Here is a 19,689-nt window from a genome sequence, read left to right as displayed (position 1 = left end):
TATGATGCTGCTGATTTTCCTGATGAGTGGAGATGAGCACAAAAGATAAAAGCAAAGCCCCCATTGATTTTTATGTCAATGGGGGCTTTGCTTTTATCTTATATATTGATCTTCGTTTATCAGGAGCATCAGTATCATCACATTCATCACAGTTTATATTCTGCTATAAAAACTCCTTAAATCCCTTTCCAGTTGGTCGTAGATAGGACGAGTGAATTCTACGAACAGGTCTTGCGGGGGAGGGGGAAGTTCGTCTCTGCCACCGATCTGTTTTTTGTCTTCTTCACTTAAGGCTCGTTGGTCGCCCCTGTAGGTACCAAACTGGTTAAGCCAGGTGTAGCTGCCGGGGATGCGGTCTGTCCGCAGTATTTTTCCGTTGTAGGTATCGGTGATCTGGTAGTCCAGCAGTCCTTTGGACACGACTGTTTTTTTAGTGATAAAGAGCGTGGCTTTGACGGTAGTGTAGATATTAATCACTTTACCGCTGGTGTCTTTGGTAGTGCCGGTAACGATCTCTTTCTGGACGTCACGTTGCAGGCGGTCTACAAAGGTTTGGCCTACTACAAAGTCCATGAATCGCAGGGAGATATATTCATCCGGCTGTATGTTTTCGTTGCGGGCATAACGTTCGTCATGAAAGACCACAAAGCGGTTGATGGATCGCTGTTGCAGGGTACGTACGAGGTAATCCCTGAACTGGTCGGCGCTGAACTGGAAGTAGGGGGAGCGTACATCTATTTCGCTGACTACCACATGGACTATACCGGCCTGAAAAGCTTCTTCCATCATGTTTTTGGCGTCGCGGTAGTTGCTGACCAGTTTAAGAGCGGCTCCGAATTCTTCATAAGCCTGTCTTGCGCTGGCCTTATCGCCTTTATTCATCAGTGCAATACCTCTGTCGTAGCGGTTTTCGGCGGCATTCTCCAGTGCGCCGGTAATGGCGTCCCGATAATCTTTGGGTGTTACTACCTGTAAGGCGGCAGGAGCGCTGTGAATGAGATCGTACAACCTTTGCATGGCGCGGTACTCGTTGCGCACAGACTCCCATTTCAACTGATTGTTGGAACGGAGGAAACCATTGACGCGGTCTTCGTGCAGTCGTTGAGATTGCTGGTAAGCTTCCGGAAGGAGCCGCAGGGCGGTGGCATCCTGGGGCCTGCGTTGAAGTTTTTTGACAAAAGCAGCTACTGCATCGTCGTATTTGCCTTTGTTATAGAGTTTTTCGCCGGATCTGCAGGAAGACATCCATAGGCAGCACAGCAATGACAGCACGCATAGGAGTGTGGTAGCGCGGATAGGAGTACTTATCGTTTTCAAGAGACTGAATTTAAGCTGTGACGTTGCTTGCGGCAGTGATTATTTGATCATACGGCGTAAATCCCTGTCAGACTCCCGCTGTTTGATAGACTCGCGTTTGTCGTACAGCTTTTTACCTTTACCAAGACCAATTTCCAGTTTGGCAAGACCTTTATCAGAAAGGAACATACGAAGGGGAATGATCGTATAACCCCGTTCTTTTATCTTGTTTTCGAGTTTTTTCAGTTCCCGTTTGGTCAGCAGCAGTTTTCTTTCACGCAGGGGGTCATGGTTGGCGCTGGTACCGTGAGAATATTCGGCGATGTGTAAACTTTTAACAAACAGTTCTCCTTTGGAAAAGTAACAGAAGGAGTCATTAAAACTGACCCTGTTGGCACGGATAGACTTAATCTCTGTTCCTGTCAATACCATTCCCGCAATAAATTTTTCTTCTATTGCGTACTCAAAATATGCTGATCTGTTCTTTAATTCGGCCATGGGGTGAAGAATATTTTGGGATTTTGATATTTTGTTATTTGGCTATTTAAATAACAAAATATCGAAATCCCAAAATGAGTATCTAGTTTTTAAAGAGGCTAAGCACGTTGCTAAGCCTTGTTTTTAATTCTTTTCTGTCCATGATGAAGTCCAGGAAACCGTGATCCAACAGGAACTCAGCACTCTGGAAGCCAGCAGGGAGGTCTTTTTTGATAGTTTCCTTGATGATCCTCGGACCGGCAAAACCGATCAGGGCACCTGGCTCAGCGATGTTAAAGTCGCCCAGCATAGCGTAGGAGGCTGTTACACCACCGGTGGTAGGATCGGTCATCAGGGAGATATACGGCAGTCTTGCGTTGGCCAGCTGTGTCAGTTTGGCGGATGTTTTAGCCATCTGCATCAGGGAGAAGGCACTCTCCATCATGCGGGCGCCACCAGACTTGGAGATGATCATCAACGGCATTTTGTGCACGATACAATAATCAATGGCACGGGAAATCTTTTCTCCCACTACAGAACCCATGGAGCCCCCGATGAAGGTAAAATCCATACAGGCTACCACGAGGTCATAACTGTTTACTTTACCCACGGCTACAGTCATGGCATCTTTCAGGCCTGACTTTTTCTGAGCCTCTTTCAACCTGTCAGAATAAGGTTTAAGATCTTTAAAGCCCAGGTAATCGGTTGGATAGATATTGGAGAACAGTTCCTCGAACTGATTGTCGTCAAATATGATCTCAAAATACTCACCGGAGTTAATACGGTTGTGATAGTTGCACTTGTCACAAACATAAAAATGCTCCTTCAGATCCTTAACAGTGGCGGTTTTTTTACAGTTAGGACATTTGTGCCACAATCCGTCCGGAGCTTCTTTCTTCTCACTGGTGGAGGTGGAGATGCCTTGTTTAATTCGCTTAAACCAGCTAGACATATTTTACTATTAGATTAGAAAATAGTGGTGCAAGATACGAATTAATGAATAAAACCCAACAGCAATTAGCGCACCGACCATGACTGTGAATAAAATAGGAGAAAAACCATTCTATTTTAACCATTAATAATGAAGCGGAAACAAAAGCGATTATTTTAATATGAATTCGCTTTGTTTCCGCTTCAACGATTACCGGGTATCCGGTTATTTATTTCTGTTGATACAGTTCAGATCCTGGAACGCTTCTTCAAGACGTTTTACAAAGGTTTCTTCCCCTTTGCGCAGCCATACACGCGGATCATAGTATTTTTTGTTTGGTTTGTCTGCACCTTCAGGATTACCCAGCTGGGCCTGCAGGTAGTCTTTCTTAGCTTCGTAGAAATCATGTACACCTTCCCAGAAAGCCCACTGCATATCCGTATCGATGTTCATTTTGATCACGCCATAACCCAGTGCTTCAGCAATCTGGTGTTTAGGAGAACCGCTACCGCCATGGAATACATAGTAAACCGGTTTAGCTTTGGTAGCGAATTTTTGCTGGATATATTCCTGGCTGTTATGCAGGATTACAGGACGCAGCTCAACGTTACCCGGGCTGTAAACACCGTGTACGTTACCAAATGCAGCAGCAACAGTAAAACGGCTGCCTACTTTGGATAATACTTCGTAAGCATAGGCCACATCTTCAGGCTGAGTATACAGCTTGGAGTTGTCTACACCAGAGTTGTCCACGCCATCTTCTTCACCACCAGTCACACCCAGCTCGATTTCGATAGACATGCCCAGTTTGTTCATGCGCTCGAAATATTTATGGGAAATCTCAATGTTTTCCTGAATAGGTTCTTCAGACAAGTCCAGCATGTGGGAGCTGTAGAGCGGCTGTCCATGCAGTTTGAAATGCTCTTCACCCGCAGTCAGCAATCCGTCGATCCAAGGCAACCATTTTTTGGCAGCATGGTCGGTATGGAGCACTACCGGAACGCCATAATATTTAGCTACTTCATGAACATGTTTTGCACCGGAGATACCACCTGCAATGTTGGCCTGCAGCTTATCGTTAGGCATGCCTTTACCAGCGAAAAACTGGGCGCCACCATTGGAAAACTGTATAATTACCGGTGAATTTACTTTGGCAGCTGTTTCCAGTACCGCATTAACTGAGTTGGTTCCTACTACGTTTACGGCAGGCATAGCAAATCCGTTGTCCTTGGCATCGTTATACAGCGCATCCAGCTCTTCGCCGAATAATACGCCAGCTCTGTATTTTCCCATACTTTAAAATGTATTTGTTTTTTAGGAAAGCAAATATACAGCGTAAAAAACAAGATTTATAGCGAAATGTATTTCCCCGGTAAGGAAAAATACCCCGCAAAAACCGTATTTTACCCAGCCATTCTACTTTGCCATGAAAAAAATCACCTACCTTATACTGTGTCTGCTCTCCTTTGAAACATCGTCTGCTGGCTCGTTAGAACGAAATGCAAACGATTCCATGAGTTACTACAACTCCTTCGACGGAACCCGCATTCATTATACCATCCGGGGAAAAGGCAACCCGGTCATCCTCGTACATGGCTTCATCACCAACGGTGACTCATGGCCTTCCACACCGTTGTATGACTCACTATTGCAGCACGGCTATAAAGTAATCACACTCGACCTGCGCGGCAACGGCACTTCCGGCCATCCGCACGACAGCCTCGCCTACATGAACGACGCGGAAGCCAAAGATATCATCGGCCTCGCTTCCTGGCTGCAACTATCTTCGTATAGCGTAGTAGGTTACTCCCGTGGTGCTATCATCACCGCCCGTCTGCTGGTAAAAGATCCACATGTGAAATGCGCTGTACTCGGAGGCATTGGCACCGGTTTTACAGATCCTGCATGGCCCCGCCGCCTGAAATTCTATGATGCCCTCTCCGGTAAAGACATACCGGAACTGGCAGCCATGGTTAAAAACGTACAGGCTAAAGGGTTAGACCAGCGGGCACTGGCCCTTATGCAGTTTGGCCAGCCTGCCACTACACTCGCTGAATTGGCCGGCATACAACAACCTGTACTGGTGATCGGTGGAGATAAAGATGAAGATAATGATACGGGTGGCTCCCTCGCAGCCATGATGCCACGCGGTATGCACGGCACTGTAACCGGCGACCATAACAGCGTGCTGCGTTCTCCGTTCTTCGCCGGCTGGGTGCTCGACTTCCTGGAAAAACATTGATTGTGTAAGGTTTGGACTACCGACAGTACGCGGAAAAGCAGGTGCAGCAATGCTTAGCGAAGTACCTCCACCTGCTGAAGAATAGATTGGAAATATGCAGGGGCTTCCAGCAACCGGCTCCCGTACCAGGAAAACAGCTCTCCGTCTACCAGTAATATAAGGGCTTCCGGCAGTATGGCCTGGATTTCGGCTATATGTTTTTCCCTGAAAGGATAGGGCTCAGAAGAGAGTAGTACCAGCCTGCATGAACTGGCAGCCAGCATGTCGGCATCCACAACCGGGTAACGTGGCGTGTCGGCAAAAACATTCTGTAACCCGCAATAGTGCAGCATCTGGTGGATAAAAGTATCTCCGCCTGCAGCCATCCAGGGATCACGCCAGATAAGATAAGCAGTGGGAACGGGCGCTACCGGCGGCTCGAGCGCAGCAAAACGATAGCGGACTTCCTGCACCAGTTGCGAAGCAGCCGTTGTTCTTCGGGTAATGGCACCAATCCCCGTCATCATATCACAAGCGTCTTCCAGTGTCTGTACATTGCTCACCCACACCGGATATTCCTCCATCAGCGCTTTTACATCATCGGCTGTATTTTCCTCCTTGTTAGCAATGATAAGGTCGGGCGAGAGTTGCCGGACCACATCGGCATTTATCTTTTTGGTACCGCCTACCCGCGTTTTGGTGCGAAACCAACTGTCGGGATGAATACAGAATTTGGTGATGCCTACCACTTCCTTGTCGAGTCCAAGCGTGTACAACAACTCCGTTTGCGAAGGCACCAGTGAGATAATCCTTTCCGGTGCCTTCGCAAGCGTGATAGTACGATGGAGTTGATCTACGAACATACTTAACGGCCCAGGGCTTGAATGATGTCGTACTTCGTTACAATATGATGATCGCCGCTTTCATCTTTGGTCATCACGGCACCGTTTTCACGGTTGATATACACCGACAGCTTTTCTATCGGAGTATCCTGATTTACCATCGGGAAAGGAGCATGCATTACTTCCTGTATGGTGGCGTCTTTCAGGTGTGGGGTGTCGATCAGTTTGTTGAATAGACCGCTTTCGGATACCGCACCAATAATATCATTTCCATTGGTAACAGGAATATGTTCAATGTCGTATTTCCGCATTTTGGCAATAGCATCGCTCACTTTTTCTTCGGCGTTAACGGTTACCAGTGGCATATTACGGCGGGCGTTCACGATATCCTTCACGGTTTTAACGTCAAGGAAACCGCGTTCCATCATCCATTGGTCATTATATACTTTACCTACATAACGGCTGCCATGGTCGTGGAAGATCACTACCACTACGTCATCTGGCTTCAGTGTGTCTTTCAGCTGCATCAGGCCTGCTATGGCAGAACCGGCAGAGTAGCCCACAAAGATACCTTCTTCTTTAGTGATGCGGCGGGCCATGACAGCGCCGTCTTTATCGGTCACTTTAGTAAAGGCATCAATCACGCCCATATCATAGTTCTGCGGCACAAAGTCTTCCCCGATGCCTTCTGTGATATAAGGGTATACCTCATTCATATCGATCTCGCCCGTTTCAAAATATTTTTTCAGCAGGGAGCCATAACTATCGATCGCCCATACTTTGATGTTGGGATTTTTTTCCTTGAGGAACTTGCCGGTGCCGGTGATGGTACCGCCGGTGCCGGTAGCTACTACGAGATGAGTGACTTTACCATCAGTCTGTTCCCAGATCTCAGGGCCTGTCTGTTCATAGTGAGCATCGCGGTTGGCGAGGTTGTCGTACTGGTTTACATAAAAAGAGTTGGGTATCTCTGTGGCCAGCCTTTTAGACACGGAATAATAGGAGCGGGGATCCTCCGGTTCTACGTTGGTAGGGCATACAATCACTTCAGCTCCTACTGCTTTCAGGATGTCTACCTTTTCCTTGGACTGTTTGTCGGTAGTGGTGAATATACATTTATATCCTTTGATGACTGCGGCCAGGGCGAGGCCCATACCGGTATTGCCGGAGGTACCTTCGATGATGGTGCCGCCAGGTTTCAGCAGACCTTTCTGTTCTGCCACTTCGACCATCTTAACAGCCATTCTGTCTTTAATGGAGTTTCCGGGATTAAAGAATTCTACTTTAGCAAACACGGGACATGGCAGGGAGGCGGTTACGCGGTTCAGTTTTACCAGCGGGGTGTGTCCTATCGTTTCAAGAATGTTTTCTGCATATTTCATCATAAATGAAGTTGGGTACAAGTGTAAATTACGAATTACGGGCAATAATAACGGTGTTGTCCTTCGGCTGATTTTTGCTCCGGATTAGCCTGATTCTATTGATTTCCTTTATTTCTTTTTATTTTTTGGTGAATGATTTAAGTAGATGGAATTTTTTTAATAATTGCTGAAAAAACATGAAAATCATTCAACTTTAGAAAATGTTAAAAATCAGGTCTGGTGATGATTTCAGCATGACTGCGTTAGGAAGGACAGTGGCAGGAAAGGGCGGAATCCGTAATTCATCACTGCAATTCCCGATTCCTCCGTTATATTTGCCGTAGATGAATCGAATATTTATTACTGGTATAGGTACCGGTGTAGGAAAAACCATCGTATCCGCGTGTGTGACCGCTGCTTTACAGGCCGATTACTGGAAGCCCGTTCAATCCGGATCAGAAGAGGGCACTGACACACAGACAGTGCGGTCTCTGGTGCCGGAGGGTATCACTGTCTGCCATCAGGAAGCTTATGTATTGAAGGAGCCAGCCTCTCCTCATCTGGCTGCCCGCCTGGAACACGTTACCATACAAACTACTGAGATCATACGTCAGGCCAACCAGATACAACCTGTCAATCGGCCACTGGTGATAGAAGGTGCCGGTGGACTATTGGTTCCACTAACGGATGACGTATTGACACTGGACCTTATCAAGGACCTCCATGCCGGTGTGATCATTGCCGCACAGAATTATCTGGGAAGTATCAATCATAGTCTGCTTACAGCCAAAGTGCTGCAGCATGCAGGCGTTCCCGTTATAGGATGGATTTTTGGAGGAGATTATCATACGAATGAAGAGGATGTTGTGCGACTGAGCGGATACCCCATGATAGGCCGTATTCCGTTTGCTCAGGAGGTGAACAGGGCTTTTGTGCAACAACAGGCACAACTTTTGACAGCTCCCCTTAAGGCACTACTGGCATGATCACCAAAAAGGATATACGAAAACATTTTCTGGAACAACGGTTAAACCTTACAGATGCTATTGCGGAAGACTTCAACGGGCGCCTGCTGGACAATGCCTGCAGACTGAACTACGAGGGAGTCCGCCTTTTACATATCTTTCTGCCCATCTCGGAAAAAAAAGAGGTCGATACCTGGCCCCTTGCTCACTGGCTGAGGCAGCAGCACCCGGAGATACAGCTGGTGTTATCCAAAGCAGACATGAAAACCGGTGATATGTATCACTACGCCTGGAATGTCAATACCATACTGGTAAAGAACCGGTTTGGCATCCCGGAGCCGGAGGGTGGTACAGAAGTGGCCCCGGAAACGGTAGACCTGGTGTTTGTACCTTTACTGGCTTTCGACCGGCAGGGTCATCGGGTAGGCTACGGCAAGGGAATGTATGACCGCTTTCTGCATCAGTGCCGCCAGGATGTGCGTACGGTAGGCCTTTCCCTGTTTGGGCCGGTAGACCAGATTACTGACACAGATACCTGGGATATCCCACTGCAAACAGTCGTAACCCCGGATCTTATTTATCAATTTAAACAACCTTGATAGTGCTCAAATACCTGAAAATACCATTATATCCCTTTTCCCTGCTGTATGGTCTGGTCATGTGGATACGCAACCGTTTTTACGATAAAGGGTTGCTGACTGCCGTGGAGTTTGACATACCAGTGATTGCAGCTGGTAACCTGTCAGTAGGTGGTACCGGCAAAACACCGCATGTGGAGTACATGATCCGGCTGCTCAAAGATCAGTTTAAAACGGCTACGCTCAGCCGTGGCTATAACCGGCGTAGCAGCGGATATCTGTTGGCTGATGAGCATAGCACCGCCTCAGATATCGGCGATGAGCCCATGCAGTTTCATGCCAAATACCCTGATATCAAGGTATGTGTAGGAGAGGAGCGGATGCTGGCCATTCCTCAGTTGTTGGGTGATGAACCGGAAACAGAAGTGATATTGCTGGATGATGCTTTCCAGCACCGTTCTGTCAAACCGGGCATGAACATAATGATCACAGAGTACAACCGCTTGTTCACCCGCGATCATGTGGTGCCTTTTGGCCGGCTGCGGGAAGGACGTAGCGGTTATAAACGGGCCAATTGTATCATTGTATCCAAATGTCCGCCCGATATGAGCCTGGCCGAAAAAGCAGCGCTGGAAAAAGAAATCAACCCATTGCCATATCAGCGGCTCTTTTTTACTACCTTGCAGTACGGGACCTTGTTTGATATGACTACCGGGCAGCCTGTCAATGTTTCCCCTTCAGCGACTGTGCTGCTGGCCTGTGGTATCGCCAGACCGGAACCTTTGCTGGAGAAGTTGCAGCAGCAGTTTTCAAAGGTATATCTGCTGGCTTTCCCCGATCATTACTATTATTCAGAAAAAGATCTTGCAAAAATCAAAAAAGAACGCGACGACCTGCCTGGCACGGAAAAGATTGTCATCACTACTGAAAAGGATGCAGTGAGATTGCATCTCCTCAAAAAAGAACTGGCAGAACAAAACCTGCAGATAGCTGTTATGCCAGTGGAAATTTCGTTCCTCTTCGGAGAAGCGGATTCATTTAATAACTTTATTTTTGACTATGTGGCCCGGCATCAGCCTGCCTTAGGTCAATAATACTTGTAACCAAACATGAGTAAGAAAAAGAAAGATAAAAAACACCACCCCGTTCAGAAGAAAACCTTCAAAGGGGTAGTGGAACTGACAAGGTCTGGTATGGCCTTCGTAATTGTACCTGGTCTTGCCAAAGACATCATGGTAAAGCAGAAAAACCTACAAACTGCACTCGATAAAGATGAAGTACTGGTAGACGTTATAAAACAAGGCCGTGGCGATGGCCGCCAGGAAGGCATTATAACGGACGTCCTTAAACGTAATAAAACAGAATTTACCGGCACCCTACAGGTCAGCAAAAGCTTTGGCTTCCTGATTACCGAAAAGGGTATGTTTATGCCAGACATCTATATCCCCGCCAATTCCCTGAAAAATGGGAAAAGCGGTGACAAAGCTGTAGTGAAGATCGTAGCCTGGGGCGAAAAATCCCGTAAGCCGGTAGGTGAAGTCATCGAAATACTCGATGCCAGCGATACCAACGATCTGGCCATGAAGGAAATCCTCATTGAAGCAGGATTCCCGCTCAGCTTCCCTTCAGAAGTAATGACAGAACTGGCTGCACTGAAGGAGGAAATAACGGAAACGGAAGTACGTAAACGTAAGGATTGCAGAAATATTCTCACCTTCACCATCGACCCGATTGATGCAAAAGACTTTGACGATGCTATCTCCATACGCCTGCTGAAAAACGGGTTGTATGAGATCGGTGTGCATATTGCCGATGTCAGCCACTATGTGATACCAGGCACCGAGCTGGATAAGGAAGCTGATAAACGGGCTACCTCCGTATATCTGCCTGACCGCGTACTGCCCATGCTCCCGGAAAAAATCTCCAACGAACTGTGCTCCCTGCGCCCGCATGAAGATAAACTGACCTTCTCCGCCATCTTCCAGATGAATGAAAAAGGTGAGGTGAAACAACACTGGATAGGAAGGACCATTATCCATTCCAATCACCGGTTTACCTATGAAGACGCCCAGGAGATAATCGAGAAGAAGGAAGGCCCTTATGAAAAAGAGGTACTGCTGCTCAACAAAATAGCTCAGAAACTGCGTCAGGAGAGATTTACCCGTGGTGCTATCAACTTCTCCTCCCAGGAGGTGCGGTTTAAGCTCGATGAAAAAGGTAAGCCCATTGGCATTGTGATCAAGGAAAGCAAGGAAGCACACCAGCTGATCGAAGAGTTTATGTTGCTGGCCAACAGAACGATCGCCGGCTATGTGTCTAAAATACGGATCAATAAACAGCCGGTTCCTTTCCCATACCGCGTACACGATACCCCCGACACCGACAAACTGAAGGTATTTACCTCCTTTGCTGGTAAGTTCGGTTATAAGTTTGACACAAGCAGTCCGGAAAGTATTGCCCGCTCTTTCAATAAGATGTTACAGCTGGTACAGGGTAAACCCGAACAGCATGTACTGGAAACACTGGGTATCCGTACCATGGCTAAAGCCATATATACGGTAGAGAATATCGGGCACTATGGCCTTGGCTTTGAGGATTACTGTCACTTTACCTCTCCGATACGCCGTTATCCGGATGTGCTCGTACACCGTGTGGTGGCGGAATGTCTGGCCGGCGATATCCGTCCCGACAAACAGATGGAGAAAAAGTGCAAGCACGATTCAGAGATGGAAAGAAAGGCCATGGAGGCAGAAAGAGCTGCCAACAAGTACAAACAGGTGGAATACATGCAGCAATACATCGGTCACACATTTGAAGGTGTGATCAGTGGTGTGGCACACTTTGGCTTCTGGGTGGAAACCGTAGATACCAAGTGTGAAGGCCTGGTGAGCGTGCATAACCTCAACCGCAAAGAAGAATATGTATTCAACGAAGCGGAATACGCGCTGGTGGGACAAGCCACCGGCCGTAAGTTCCGGATCGGTGAAAAAATAAATATCCGTGTGGTAGCTGCCAACCTGGCCAAACGCCAGCTGGACTACGACCTGGATGGCGAACTGGCCGCAGCAGGTGGTCGTGAATTCAGGCCTGGCCGCAGGGAAGAGGGTAGAGAAGGAGGTCGTGACCGCAAGAAGAAAAAACAAAGACAAGGACAACAGCAGCCATGGCAGCCCAGAGAGAAAAAGCCATTCACTCCACCGGTAGCAGTACCGGCCGTCTCTCTGGAAATACCGGAAGAACCAGTAGTAGACCAGGTGATCGCCGAAACACATGTGGTGGATGTTACCACTCCAACTCCGGTAGCGCCTGCAACCACACCTGAACAGGAAACTTCCTTCGTGAAAAAGACGAAGAAAAAATCTGGTGCTAAAAACGGTGAACCTGTTAGCACTACACCTGTGCAGGAGGAGACAAAAGCTACACCTGCAGTAGAAAAACCGGTAGATAAAACACCGGCTGCCAAAAAGGAAACGGCCGAAAAGCCTGTCACTAAAGCCAAAGCAGCTAAAAAGCCAGCTTCAGTTGAAGCGCCCGTCGCTAAAGCAGTAGAGGAGAAGGTTCCGGCAGAACCAGCCAGCAAAGCGCCTGCTAAAAAAGCTGCTGCCAAAAAAGCAACGGAGATTAAAGCACCAGCTTCCAAAGCCGCTCCTAAAGAAACAGCAACCACCAAAGCTCCAGCTAAAAAGGCTGCTGCTAAAAAAGCAGCTGTAGCTAAAGCACCAGCTCCCAAAGCCGCCGCCGAAAAAGCCACAGCCACCAAGGCTCCAGCTAAAAAGGCTGCTGCCAAAAAAGCAGCTGTAGCTAAAGCGCCAGCTCCCAAAGCCGCCGCCAAAAAAGCCACAGCCACCAAGGCTCCGGCTAAAAAGGCTGCCGCCAAAAAAGCCGCTGTAGCTAAAGCACCGGCCCCCAAAGCCGCCGCTAAAAAAGCAACTGTTACCAAAGCTCCTGCTAAAAAAGCTGTCACTGGGAAATCAACGCCGGCAAAAAAGAAAACAAAGAAATAAATAATAAAACACCATCTATTTGAGATGCATTCATTTAAAGAGTTAATAGCACAGTTCAGCCAGCAGTTTGATCAATGGCATTTCCCGGGAGAACCAAAACATTTGTACAATGCAGCGTCCCACATTCTGGGCATCGGCGGAAAAAGAATACGCCCTGTATTGTGCCTGATGGGAAATGAACTGTTTGAAGACCTGCACCAGGATGCTTTTCATGTAGGTAATGCGGTAGAGCTGTTCCATAACTTTACTCTCATCCACGATGATATCATGGATAAGGCGCCCATCAGGCGTGGCCAGCCTACCGTACATATGGTTTACGGTGATACAGCAGCCATCCTGGCCGGTGACGTGATGTTGATCAATGTTTATGAACATCTCAACAAAGTACAGGCCCGCTACAAACAAAAAATCATTTCCGTGTTTAATAAAGCTGCCATCGAAGTATGCGAAGGTCAGCAGATAGACATGGATTTTGAAAAAATGGAACCGGAGCAGGTGCAATACGATGATTATGTACGGATGATAGGTCTGAAAACCTCTGTGCTCCTGGCTGCCAGCCTTCAGCTGGGCGCCATCATCGGTGGTGGTAGTGAAGGAAATCAGGACCATATCTATTCATTCGGTAAAAATATCGGTATCGCTTTCCAGATCCAGGACGATTTCCTGGATGCATTCGGTGATCCCGACAAATTCGGAAAACAACAGGGTGGCGATATTCTGGTCAACAAAAAAACTTTTCTGCTGCTGAAAGCCCTCGAGCTGTGTAATGCAGCCCAGCGCGCAGAACTGAAAAAGCTGATGGAAACATCTCCCGACGATAAGGTAAGCCGTGTACTGGACCTCTTCCGCACCTGTAAAGTGGATGAATGGGCCGAAAAAGAAAAGGAACGTTTTCAGCAAAAAGCCTTCGCCAGTCTGGAAGATATCGCTGTACTGTCGGCCCGTAAAAAACCATTGATGGAGTTGGCCGACTTCCTTTTAAACCGTCAGCAATAATTTTTTTATTTAAAATCGCATTATATTCGCGTCTTTCTCAGGATGGCCTGAAAAAAATGAGTAAATGATTATTTTTTAATATAATAATCCTATATTCATTTTTCGGGCCCCCTGGGCAAGATTTTTTTATTTAAAGACACCTTAAAACAACAACGTAATTCCTTCGCCAATGTCTAACTCGCTGTTTCGAAAAAAGTCCCTGTCCACGATTATTAAAGATGCCAATGAAGGAATGACTGATGGTATCGAAACAGGAGCGGGCATGAATAAAGTGCTGAAAGTTAAAGACCTGACAGCCATGGGAATTGCAGCAGTCATTGGTGCAGGTATCTTCTCTACCATCGGGGAAGCCTCTTATCATGGTGGTCCCGGCGTGTCACTGCTTTTTGTGATTACTGCTATCACCTGCGGCTTTTCTGCACTTTGTTATGCTGAATTTGCCTCCCGCGTACCAGTATCTGGTAGTGCTTATACTTATTCATATGTGACTTTCGGGGAACTGGCAGCCTGGGTGATAGGATGGGCCCTGATCCTGGAATATGCGATTGGTAATATCGCCGTGGCCATCTCCTGGAGCGGTTATTTCAACAATCTTCTACACGGTATTGGTCTTGGCCTCCCAGACTGGTTATCCAGTAATTACGACAGTGCTACACAGGCTACCATAAATGCGGCTCCGCATATTTTTGGGATACCTTTTATTGTCAATCTGCCGGCATTTATGATCGTAGTGCTGATTACCTATCTCGCTTATGTAGGTATCCGGGAAAGTAAAAAGAGTGCCAACTTTATGGTGGGCCTCAAGATCCTGGTTATCCTCTTTGTGATCGTGCTGGGCTTCTTTTATGTGAATACAGCCAACTGGCAGCCTTTTATGCCGAATGGTTTCTCCGGGGTGTTAAAAGGTGTGTCTGCGGTATTTTTTGCCTATATCGGTTTTGATGCAGTCAGTACTACTGCAGAAGAATGTGCCAATCCGCAGCGCGATCTGCCTAAAGGCATGATCTATTCGCTGATAATCTGCACCGTCCTGTATGTACTCATTTCTTTTGTGCTTACTGGCATGGTACCTTACTATAAGCTGAAAGTAGAAGATCCGCTGGCTTTTGTTTTTAATGAAGTGAACCTGCGTGGTATTGGTTACATTATCTCTGTCAGTGCAGTAGTGGCTACGACCAGCGTATTGCTGGTATTCCAGATCGGGCAGCCCCGTATCTGGATGAGCATGAGTCGCGATGGTCTGTTACCTAAAAAATTCAGTAAAATACATCCGCGTTTTAAAACGCCTTCTTTCGCCACCATCATTACCGGTATCATCGTAGGTGTTCCGGCCTTGTTCCTCAACCTGACCATCGTGACAGACCTCACCAGCATCGGGACTTTGTTCGCCTTCATCCTGGTATGCGGTGGAGTGCTTATGCTGCCACCACAGGAGAAAACGGCCGAAAAACGCTTCCGTCTGCCTTATATCAACGGACAAATCATTGTACCGGCGATAGTGGTAGTGCTGATCGTGCTTTTCCGTGGTGAAATTGCCAGGAAGCTGTCTTTCGCTGGTGGCTGGGAGGTATGGAAACATAATATACCTTTCTTTTTCTTCACCATCGTGACCATCCTGATCACATGGTTTTCCATGGTACGCAAACTCTCGCTGATACCAGTGCTCGGCCTCCTCAGCTGTTTTTACCTGATGACGGAAATTGCACTCAAAAACTGGATCGTATTTTCGATCTGGCTGGTCATCGGACTCAGCATTTACTTCCTGTACAGCTATCGTAACAGTAAGCTACGATAGGTCAAATCCGGCTTATTTTTCGTAACTTAATAGCAGTTCTTTAAAATCTTATTTTATGAACATGCTACAAAGAGTTGTGAGATGGGGTGAAACACATTACCCCTTATGGTTGAACGTAGTACGTATCATGCTGGGCCTGTTCCTCATGTGGGTGGGCGTATTATTTGTCATGAACAGAGATGCGCTGGACACCCTGATCAAACAAAGCCCTGCATTGGTCACTTTCGCCTTCTTCGTTGCACACTACATTGTTTTTGTGCATACAGTAGGCGGACTGTTCATAGCCATGGGCCTGGAAACCAGGTTTTGTGCACTGCTAAACATCCCGATCCTGCTGGGTGCAGTACTGTTCGTACATTCAAGTACGGGCTTGTTCCAGGTGTATCCGGTATTAGGGCTGTCTTTGCTGGTGTTGATCCTGCTGATCGTTTTTGCCATTGCCGGCAGCGGGCGGATCTCTGTGGATGAGTTTATGCGGCGGCACCCGGAAAGGCACCGTAAGCATACATACATCGACTTCTAAGCCCTGAATTTAATATAGTCGTACCTGTGAGTACACCATTTTAATGGCGCAGGTAATTATTTGTCTTCTCCCAAACAGAAATCTTCCGCCCTCTTCCGCTCAAATCCCCGCCAAATTTCTATTTTTGTGCCAGAAGAATGCAATTATGAAATACCAAACAGGAGACAAGATATTATTGTTGAGCTCAAAAGAAGAAGGTACAGTAGTCGATATTGTCAATGACAATATGGTGATGATTGAAGTGAAAGGCACTACTTTCCCGGTGTATCTGGACCAGATAGATTTTCCTTACTTCCATCGTTTTACTCAGCAAAAACTGGTGAAGGAAAAACCGAAGCTGATCCCGGGAGATGAAATCAAGGTCGACAGAAGCAAATACGAAGTATTCAAGACAGATAAGGGCATGTTCCTGTCTATCTTGCCGGTATACCAGTTCGATGGCTATGATGAAACCGTGAAGCTGATGAAGTTCCACCTTTTCAATGATACGCCGTATGCCATGCGCTTTTATTTCCAGATCTGGCTCAACAACCAGATGGACCTGGAGATAAAGAATGAAATACAGCCGTACAATCACTTCTATTTGTCAGATCTGATTTTCGAATCGCTGAATGATAATCCGCGATTTGAGTTTACTTTCTTTTTGAAAGAGCCACAGCCCAAACTGGCTGCTTCCGTGAAAAAAACCTGGAAGATCAAGCCTAAACAGATGTTTACGCAACTGGAAGAACTGCGTACCAAGGCAGAAGCCACGCTTACCTATACGCTGTTTGACAAGTTTCCGGACAAAGAGCCAGAACCACCAGCTCCGGTAGAAGCGCCTGTTAGCAAAAAGAAACCGGTTGCCAGCATCGGATCCGGCAACTTCGCCAGTCTGCTCAGTAAAATACAATTACAGCCGGAAACAACGCTGGAGCCAAAACAGGAAGTAGACCTGCATATTGAAGCCCTCGAAAAAAACTGGAAAGGGCTGAGCAATATTGCCATCCTGGCTATCCAGCTCAACGCTTTCCAGCGTTACCTGGACCTGGCTATCAGCCACCATCAGCATAACATGATCGTTATTCATGGTGTAGGTAAAGGCAAGCTGAAAGATGAGATCCACCAGATTCTCCGTCAGACGCCGGAAGTAGCTTCTTTCGTGAACCAGTACCACGGCAAATATGGTTATGGCGCTACAGAAATAACCTTCAGATAATTAACGCTTTTTAAGCCCAGGGCTAAAGCCTTGGGCTATATTAGTTGTAAGAGCAGCCCAGAAGAAAAGACTGCTGGCCTATGACTAGAGCTCTTAGTTATATTAGTTTTCTGAGCAACGATCAATCAAGTAGAAAAACGCCAGCTTGTCATATCAACCAGACAAAAAAATACCACCTGCTAAGGCTGAAACTAGCATAGCCCAGGGCTTTAGCCCTGGGAGCTAAAATAATTAGCAAAAAGTGCTAAAATCAGTATAATACTGCTTACCTTTGCGCTCCAACTACAAACCGTGCTATCGTTCCTTCAGCTTGTCTGAAGGGAAGGAAAGTCCGGACAGCATAGAGCAACACACCACCTAACGGGTGGGCTCCGGCTTGCCGGAGACAGAGAGTGCCACAGAAAATTACCGCCCTGTTTCGGCGGGGTAAGGGTGAAAATGTGGGGTAAGAGCCCACGGTGCAGGCAGGTAACTGTTTGTGCGGGTAAACCTTGTGTGCTGAAATGCCATGTATACGGACGCTTGAGGGCTGCTCGCCCGATGTCCGAGGGTAGGCAGATACAGGGGACGTGTGAACGTCACCGCAGATAAATGATAGCAGCCCTGGCTTTGCCAGGGAACAGAATCCGGCTTATAGGTTTGTAGTTTTTTTTTCTTCTCCTCTGCTTTGATATTACAAAATAAGCATCTATCTTCTCATCCTTATTTAATCCTTTTTTTATGACGCAACGAGACGAACGTAACTGGGGCACCTTTGTACACCTGGGTGGTATTGTGGGCTCAGTTATCTATAATGCTGCCGGAAATATCATTCTTGTACTGATATTATGGCTCATCAAACGTGATCAGTCCAAATTTGTGGATGATCAAGGTAAAGAAGCCATCAATTTTCAGATAACCATCAGTTTGCTGGGAGTGCTGATTAGTGTACTGGGTGGTATTTTCGACGGATTATGGTCACTGGGTAATCTGATCCTCCAGGCCCGTGGGGATATGTTCCATTCAGGCTGGAGCTGGTATAAACTTCACGGCATCTTATGGGTGGTGAATGTTATCTTCAGTATTATAGCCGCGGTGAAAGCCAATGAAGGTGTTTCCTATAAATATCCGTTTTCACTGAGACTGGTAAAATAAAAGGGTGTTTACTTGATTTTTTGCCGGTGTTTTAATCCCCAGTCTACCAGGCTGTCGTTTACTGTAAAAACACTTAGTCCGTAGGAAGTGATGGCATAACTTACACTTACTGGTTTGGTATCTCTAACTGTCCGGGTAATGAGCAGGTTAATCTCAAGATCCTGCAATTCTTTTGTTAGCATTTTTGCGGAGATACCTTCTATTTCCCGTTGAATTTTTTTGAAGGTGTTGACTTCATGAACATGGTTGTTGAGATGGCGCATGATCCTTAACTTCCATTTACCCCCCAGGACTTCCAAGCTATCGCGAATAGCCGCCAGCTCTTGTTCACAGGTCACATTTTGTTTATCAGGCCGTTTCATATTTCAAGTGTAAGATAGTTAACCAGAGGTAACCGGTTACCTCTGGTTAACCCATAACGAAAATAAACTATTGCTGTCTAATTTTGAAATCCTAACAGATGCTTAAAAAATGAAACAGCTTGATTATTACGTATTAGATGTATTTACTGACCAGAAATACAAAGGCAACCAGCTTTCAGTAGTTTGCATAGACCATGAACTTGATATGGATCAGTACTATGACATATCAAGGGAGTTTGGATACTCGGAAACATCTTTCGTGCATTATTCTAAAGAAGAAAAGGTATTCAAAGTACGATCTTTCACCCCCGCTAAATTTGAGGTGGCTGGCGCCGGACATAATCTGTTAGGAGCAGTTTGTCTGGCACTGATAAAAAAATGGGACGTTTTCAGCCATCAGGGCGACCTGCCATGGGTGAAGGTAAAAGATATACCCGTAGCGCTACGAATAACAGAGAAGAACGGATTGCCTTATGTTGGCATGAAGCAAAAACCTGCTGTCATGGTAGGAGCAGTGCCGGATGATATCATTTCGGAAGCGATTGGATTAAATAGTGCAGATCTTGTATTGAATGGCTGGCCAGTACAAATTGTTAAAACTGAAGTGGCGCATCTCATGCTACCAGTTTGCAATGCAACAGTGCTTGAAAGGGCTGTCGTTAATAAACGACTTCTAAAAGCAGTATCACAAAAATTCGGTTTCGAGGGTTGTTATCTATTTACTACCAATGACCTGGAGAACGGTATGGCAGCGGAATCAAGGTTTTTTAACCCCGGCATAGGAATAGATGAGGACCCTGCCACCGGCACAGCTGCCGGACCGCTTGCTGGCTATCTTCAAAAGCTGGGCTATATTGAAAAAAATAAGGACTATCTTTTTTTGCAGGGTAAATTTGTAGAACAGCCATCAACTATATCTGTATCTGTTGAGGAAGATGGAATATGGGTGAGTGGATCATCAACAGTAGTAATGGAAGGAAAACTCTTTTTATAAGTAACGTTCGGT

Annotated in this window: 18 protein-coding genes and 1 other RNA gene; 12 read left to right on the top strand and 7 right to left on the bottom strand. The window is 46.6% G+C overall.

The genetic code is table 11. From position 1 onward, the window contains the following. Positions 1 to 153 precede the first annotated feature (153 nt). The 4 genes from DF182_RS31455 to fbaA all read right to left on the bottom strand — a co-directional run bounded on the left by DF182_RS31455 (position 154) and on the right by fbaA (position 3,997). Complete coding sequence (locus tag DF182_RS31455; protein WP_147243609.1) at positions 154 to 1,317, bottom strand: tetratricopeptide repeat protein; 1,164 nt, start codon at positions 1,315 to 1,317, stop codon at positions 154 to 156. A gap of 39 nt (positions 1,318 to 1,356) precedes the next feature. Then, positions 1,357 to 1,794: an SsrA-binding protein SmpB gene (gene smpB / locus DF182_RS31450; protein WP_113619880.1), complete on the bottom strand. Its 438-nt coding sequence runs from the start codon at positions 1,792 to 1,794 to the stop codon at positions 1,357 to 1,359. A gap of 82 nt (positions 1,795 to 1,876) precedes the next feature. Beyond that, positions 1,877 to 2,725 (bottom strand): acetyl-CoA carboxylase, carboxyltransferase subunit beta, encoded by an 849-nt coding sequence (gene accD / locus DF182_RS31445; RefSeq protein WP_113619879.1) that lies wholly within the window; start codon positions 2,723 to 2,725, stop codon positions 1,877 to 1,879. 204 nt (positions 2,726 to 2,929) lie between these two features. After that, positions 2,930 to 3,997, bottom strand: a complete 1,068-nt coding sequence (gene fbaA, locus DF182_RS31440; RefSeq protein ID WP_113619878.1) for a class II fructose-bisphosphate aldolase — start codon at positions 3,995 to 3,997, stop codon at positions 2,930 to 2,932. Positions 3,998 to 4,130: 133 nt separating this feature from the next. On the opposite strand from fbaA, the gene DF182_RS31435 reads away from it, so the two are divergent. Next, complete coding sequence (locus DF182_RS31435; protein ID WP_113619877.1) at positions 4,131 to 4,946, top strand: alpha/beta fold hydrolase; 816 nt, start codon at positions 4,131 to 4,133, stop codon at positions 4,944 to 4,946. Between the two features lie 53 nt (positions 4,947 to 4,999). Here the strand turns inward: DF182_RS31435 and DF182_RS31430 are convergent, their stop codons facing one another. Both DF182_RS31430 and DF182_RS31425 read right to left on the bottom strand, forming a co-directional pair. Then, complete coding sequence (locus tag DF182_RS31430; RefSeq protein WP_113619876.1) at positions 5,000 to 5,788, bottom strand: helical backbone metal receptor; 789 nt, start codon at positions 5,786 to 5,788, stop codon at positions 5,000 to 5,002. 2 nt (positions 5,789 to 5,790) lie between these two features. Then, on the bottom strand, positions 5,791 to 7,152 hold the full coding sequence (locus DF182_RS31425) for a pyridoxal-phosphate dependent enzyme (protein ID WP_245957666.1): 1,362 nt from the start codon (positions 7,150 to 7,152) through the stop codon (positions 5,791 to 5,793). 320 nt (positions 7,153 to 7,472) lie between these two features. On the opposite strand from DF182_RS31425, the gene bioD reads away from it, so the two are divergent. From bioD to DF182_RS31370, 10 genes are all read left to right on the top strand, one after another. Then, positions 7,473 to 8,114, top strand: coding sequence for a dethiobiotin synthase (gene bioD, locus DF182_RS31420; RefSeq protein WP_113619874.1), 642 nt, complete (start codon positions 7,473 to 7,475; stop codon positions 8,112 to 8,114). After that, positions 8,111 to 8,692: a 5-formyltetrahydrofolate cyclo-ligase gene (locus DF182_RS31415; RefSeq protein WP_113619873.1), complete on the top strand. Its 582-nt coding sequence runs from the start codon at positions 8,111 to 8,113 to the stop codon at positions 8,690 to 8,692. The genes bioD and DF182_RS31415 overlap by 4 nt, the downstream gene beginning before the upstream one ends. 2 nt (positions 8,693 to 8,694) lie before the next feature. Beyond that, entirely contained in the window at positions 8,695 to 9,765 is a 1,071-nt protein-coding gene (lpxK, locus tag DF182_RS31410; RefSeq protein ID WP_113619991.1) for a tetraacyldisaccharide 4'-kinase, read from the top strand. Positions 9,766 to 9,780: 15 nt separating this feature from the next. Beyond that, positions 9,781 to 12,675: a ribonuclease R gene (gene rnr / locus DF182_RS31405; protein ID WP_211327325.1), complete on the top strand. Its 2,895-nt coding sequence runs from the start codon at positions 9,781 to 9,783 to the stop codon at positions 12,673 to 12,675. Positions 12,676 to 12,699: 24 nt separating this feature from the next. Continuing rightward, the gene (locus DF182_RS31395; protein WP_113619872.1) at positions 12,700 to 13,671 is read left to right on the top strand and encodes a polyprenyl synthetase family protein; all 972 of its coding nucleotides are present in this window, start codon (positions 12,700 to 12,702) and stop codon (positions 13,669 to 13,671) included. Positions 13,672 to 13,840: 169 nt separating this feature from the next. Then, positions 13,841 to 15,466 carry an amino acid permease gene (locus DF182_RS31390; RefSeq protein ID WP_113619871.1) on the top strand — a complete coding sequence of 542 codons (1,626 nt, stop codon included), beginning with the start codon at positions 13,841 to 13,843 and terminating at the stop codon, positions 15,464 to 15,466. A gap of 55 nt (positions 15,467 to 15,521) precedes the next feature. Continuing rightward, a complete protein-coding gene (locus tag DF182_RS31385) occupies positions 15,522 to 15,989 on the top strand; it encodes a DoxX family protein (protein ID WP_113619870.1) in 468 nt (155 codons plus the stop codon). 145 nt (positions 15,990 to 16,134) lie between these two features. Beyond that, the gene (locus DF182_RS31380) at positions 16,135 to 17,187 is read left to right on the top strand and encodes a Smr/MutS family protein (protein WP_161964339.1); all 1,053 of its coding nucleotides are present in this window, start codon (positions 16,135 to 16,137) and stop codon (positions 17,185 to 17,187) included. Between the two features lie 281 nt (positions 17,188 to 17,468). Then, positions 17,469 to 17,837: RNase P RNA component class A (rnpB, locus tag DF182_RS31375), an RNA gene on the top strand. Between the two features lie 70 nt (positions 17,838 to 17,907). After that, the gene (locus tag DF182_RS31370; protein WP_113619868.1) at positions 17,908 to 18,321 is read left to right on the top strand and encodes a DUF4870 domain-containing protein; all 414 of its coding nucleotides are present in this window, start codon (positions 17,908 to 17,910) and stop codon (positions 18,319 to 18,321) included. Positions 18,322 to 18,329: 8 nt separating this feature from the next. On the opposite strand, the gene DF182_RS31365 is transcribed toward DF182_RS31370, so the two are convergent. Beyond that, a complete protein-coding gene (locus tag DF182_RS31365; protein WP_113619867.1) occupies positions 18,330 to 18,683 on the bottom strand; it encodes a winged helix-turn-helix transcriptional regulator in 354 nt (117 codons plus the stop codon). A 109-nt stretch (positions 18,684 to 18,792) separates the two neighbouring features. On the opposite strand from DF182_RS31365, the gene DF182_RS31360 reads away from it, so the two are divergent. Next, positions 18,793 to 19,677 carry a PhzF family phenazine biosynthesis protein gene (locus tag DF182_RS31360; RefSeq protein WP_113619866.1) on the top strand — a complete coding sequence of 295 codons (885 nt, stop codon included), beginning with the start codon at positions 18,793 to 18,795 and terminating at the stop codon, positions 19,675 to 19,677. Positions 19,678 to 19,689 lie beyond the last annotated feature (12 nt).

It is taken from the genome of Chitinophaga flava (assembly GCF_003308995.1).
Taxonomy (GTDB): domain Bacteria; phylum Bacteroidota; class Bacteroidia; order Chitinophagales; family Chitinophagaceae; genus Chitinophaga; species Chitinophaga flava.
Note: the sequence above shows the minus strand (reverse complement) of the source record. Positions and strands in the feature narration are given on the sequence as shown.

Bases quoted from the DNA above. Each gene is read 5' to 3' on its own strand.
- smpB (WP_113619880.1), bottom strand. From the start codon at position 1,794: ATGGCCGAATTAAAGAACAGATCAGCATATTTTGAGTACGCAATAGAA.
- accD (WP_113619879.1), bottom strand. From the start codon at position 2,725: ATGTCTAGCTGGTTTAAGCGAATTAAACAAGGCATCTCCACCTCCACC.
- fbaA (WP_113619878.1), bottom strand. From the start codon at position 3,997: ATGGGAAAATACAGAGCTGGCGTATTATTCGGCGAAGAGCTGGATGCG.
- DF182_RS31435 (WP_113619877.1), top strand. From the start codon at position 4,131: ATGAAAAAAATCACCTACCTTATACTGTGTCTGCTCTCCTTTGAAACA.
- DF182_RS31430 (WP_113619876.1), bottom strand. From the start codon at position 5,788: ATGTTCGTAGATCAACTCCATCGTACTATCACGCTTGCGAAGGCACCG.
- DF182_RS31425 (WP_245957666.1), bottom strand. From the start codon at position 7,152: ATGATGAAATATGCAGAAAACATTCTTGAAACGATAGGACACACCCCG.
- bioD (WP_113619874.1), top strand. From the start codon at position 7,473: ATGAATCGAATATTTATTACTGGTATAGGTACCGGTGTAGGAAAAACC.
- DF182_RS31415 (WP_113619873.1), top strand. From the start codon at position 8,111: ATGATCACCAAAAAGGATATACGAAAACATTTTCTGGAACAACGGTTA.
- rnr (WP_211327325.1), top strand. From the start codon at position 9,781: ATGAGTAAGAAAAAGAAAGATAAAAAACACCACCCCGTTCAGAAGAAA.
- DF182_RS31395 (WP_113619872.1), top strand. From the start codon at position 12,700: ATGCATTCATTTAAAGAGTTAATAGCACAGTTCAGCCAGCAGTTTGAT.
- DF182_RS31390 (WP_113619871.1), top strand. From the start codon at position 13,841: ATGTCTAACTCGCTGTTTCGAAAAAAGTCCCTGTCCACGATTATTAAA.
- DF182_RS31385 (WP_113619870.1), top strand. From the start codon at position 15,522: ATGAACATGCTACAAAGAGTTGTGAGATGGGGTGAAACACATTACCCC.
- DF182_RS31380 (WP_161964339.1), top strand. From the start codon at position 16,135: ATGAAATACCAAACAGGAGACAAGATATTATTGTTGAGCTCAAAAGAA.
- DF182_RS31370 (WP_113619868.1), top strand. From the start codon at position 17,908: ATGACGCAACGAGACGAACGTAACTGGGGCACCTTTGTACACCTGGGT.
- DF182_RS31365 (WP_113619867.1), bottom strand. From the start codon at position 18,683: ATGAAACGGCCTGATAAACAAAATGTGACCTGTGAACAAGAGCTGGCG.
- DF182_RS31360 (WP_113619866.1), top strand. From the start codon at position 18,793: ATGAAACAGCTTGATTATTACGTATTAGATGTATTTACTGACCAGAAA.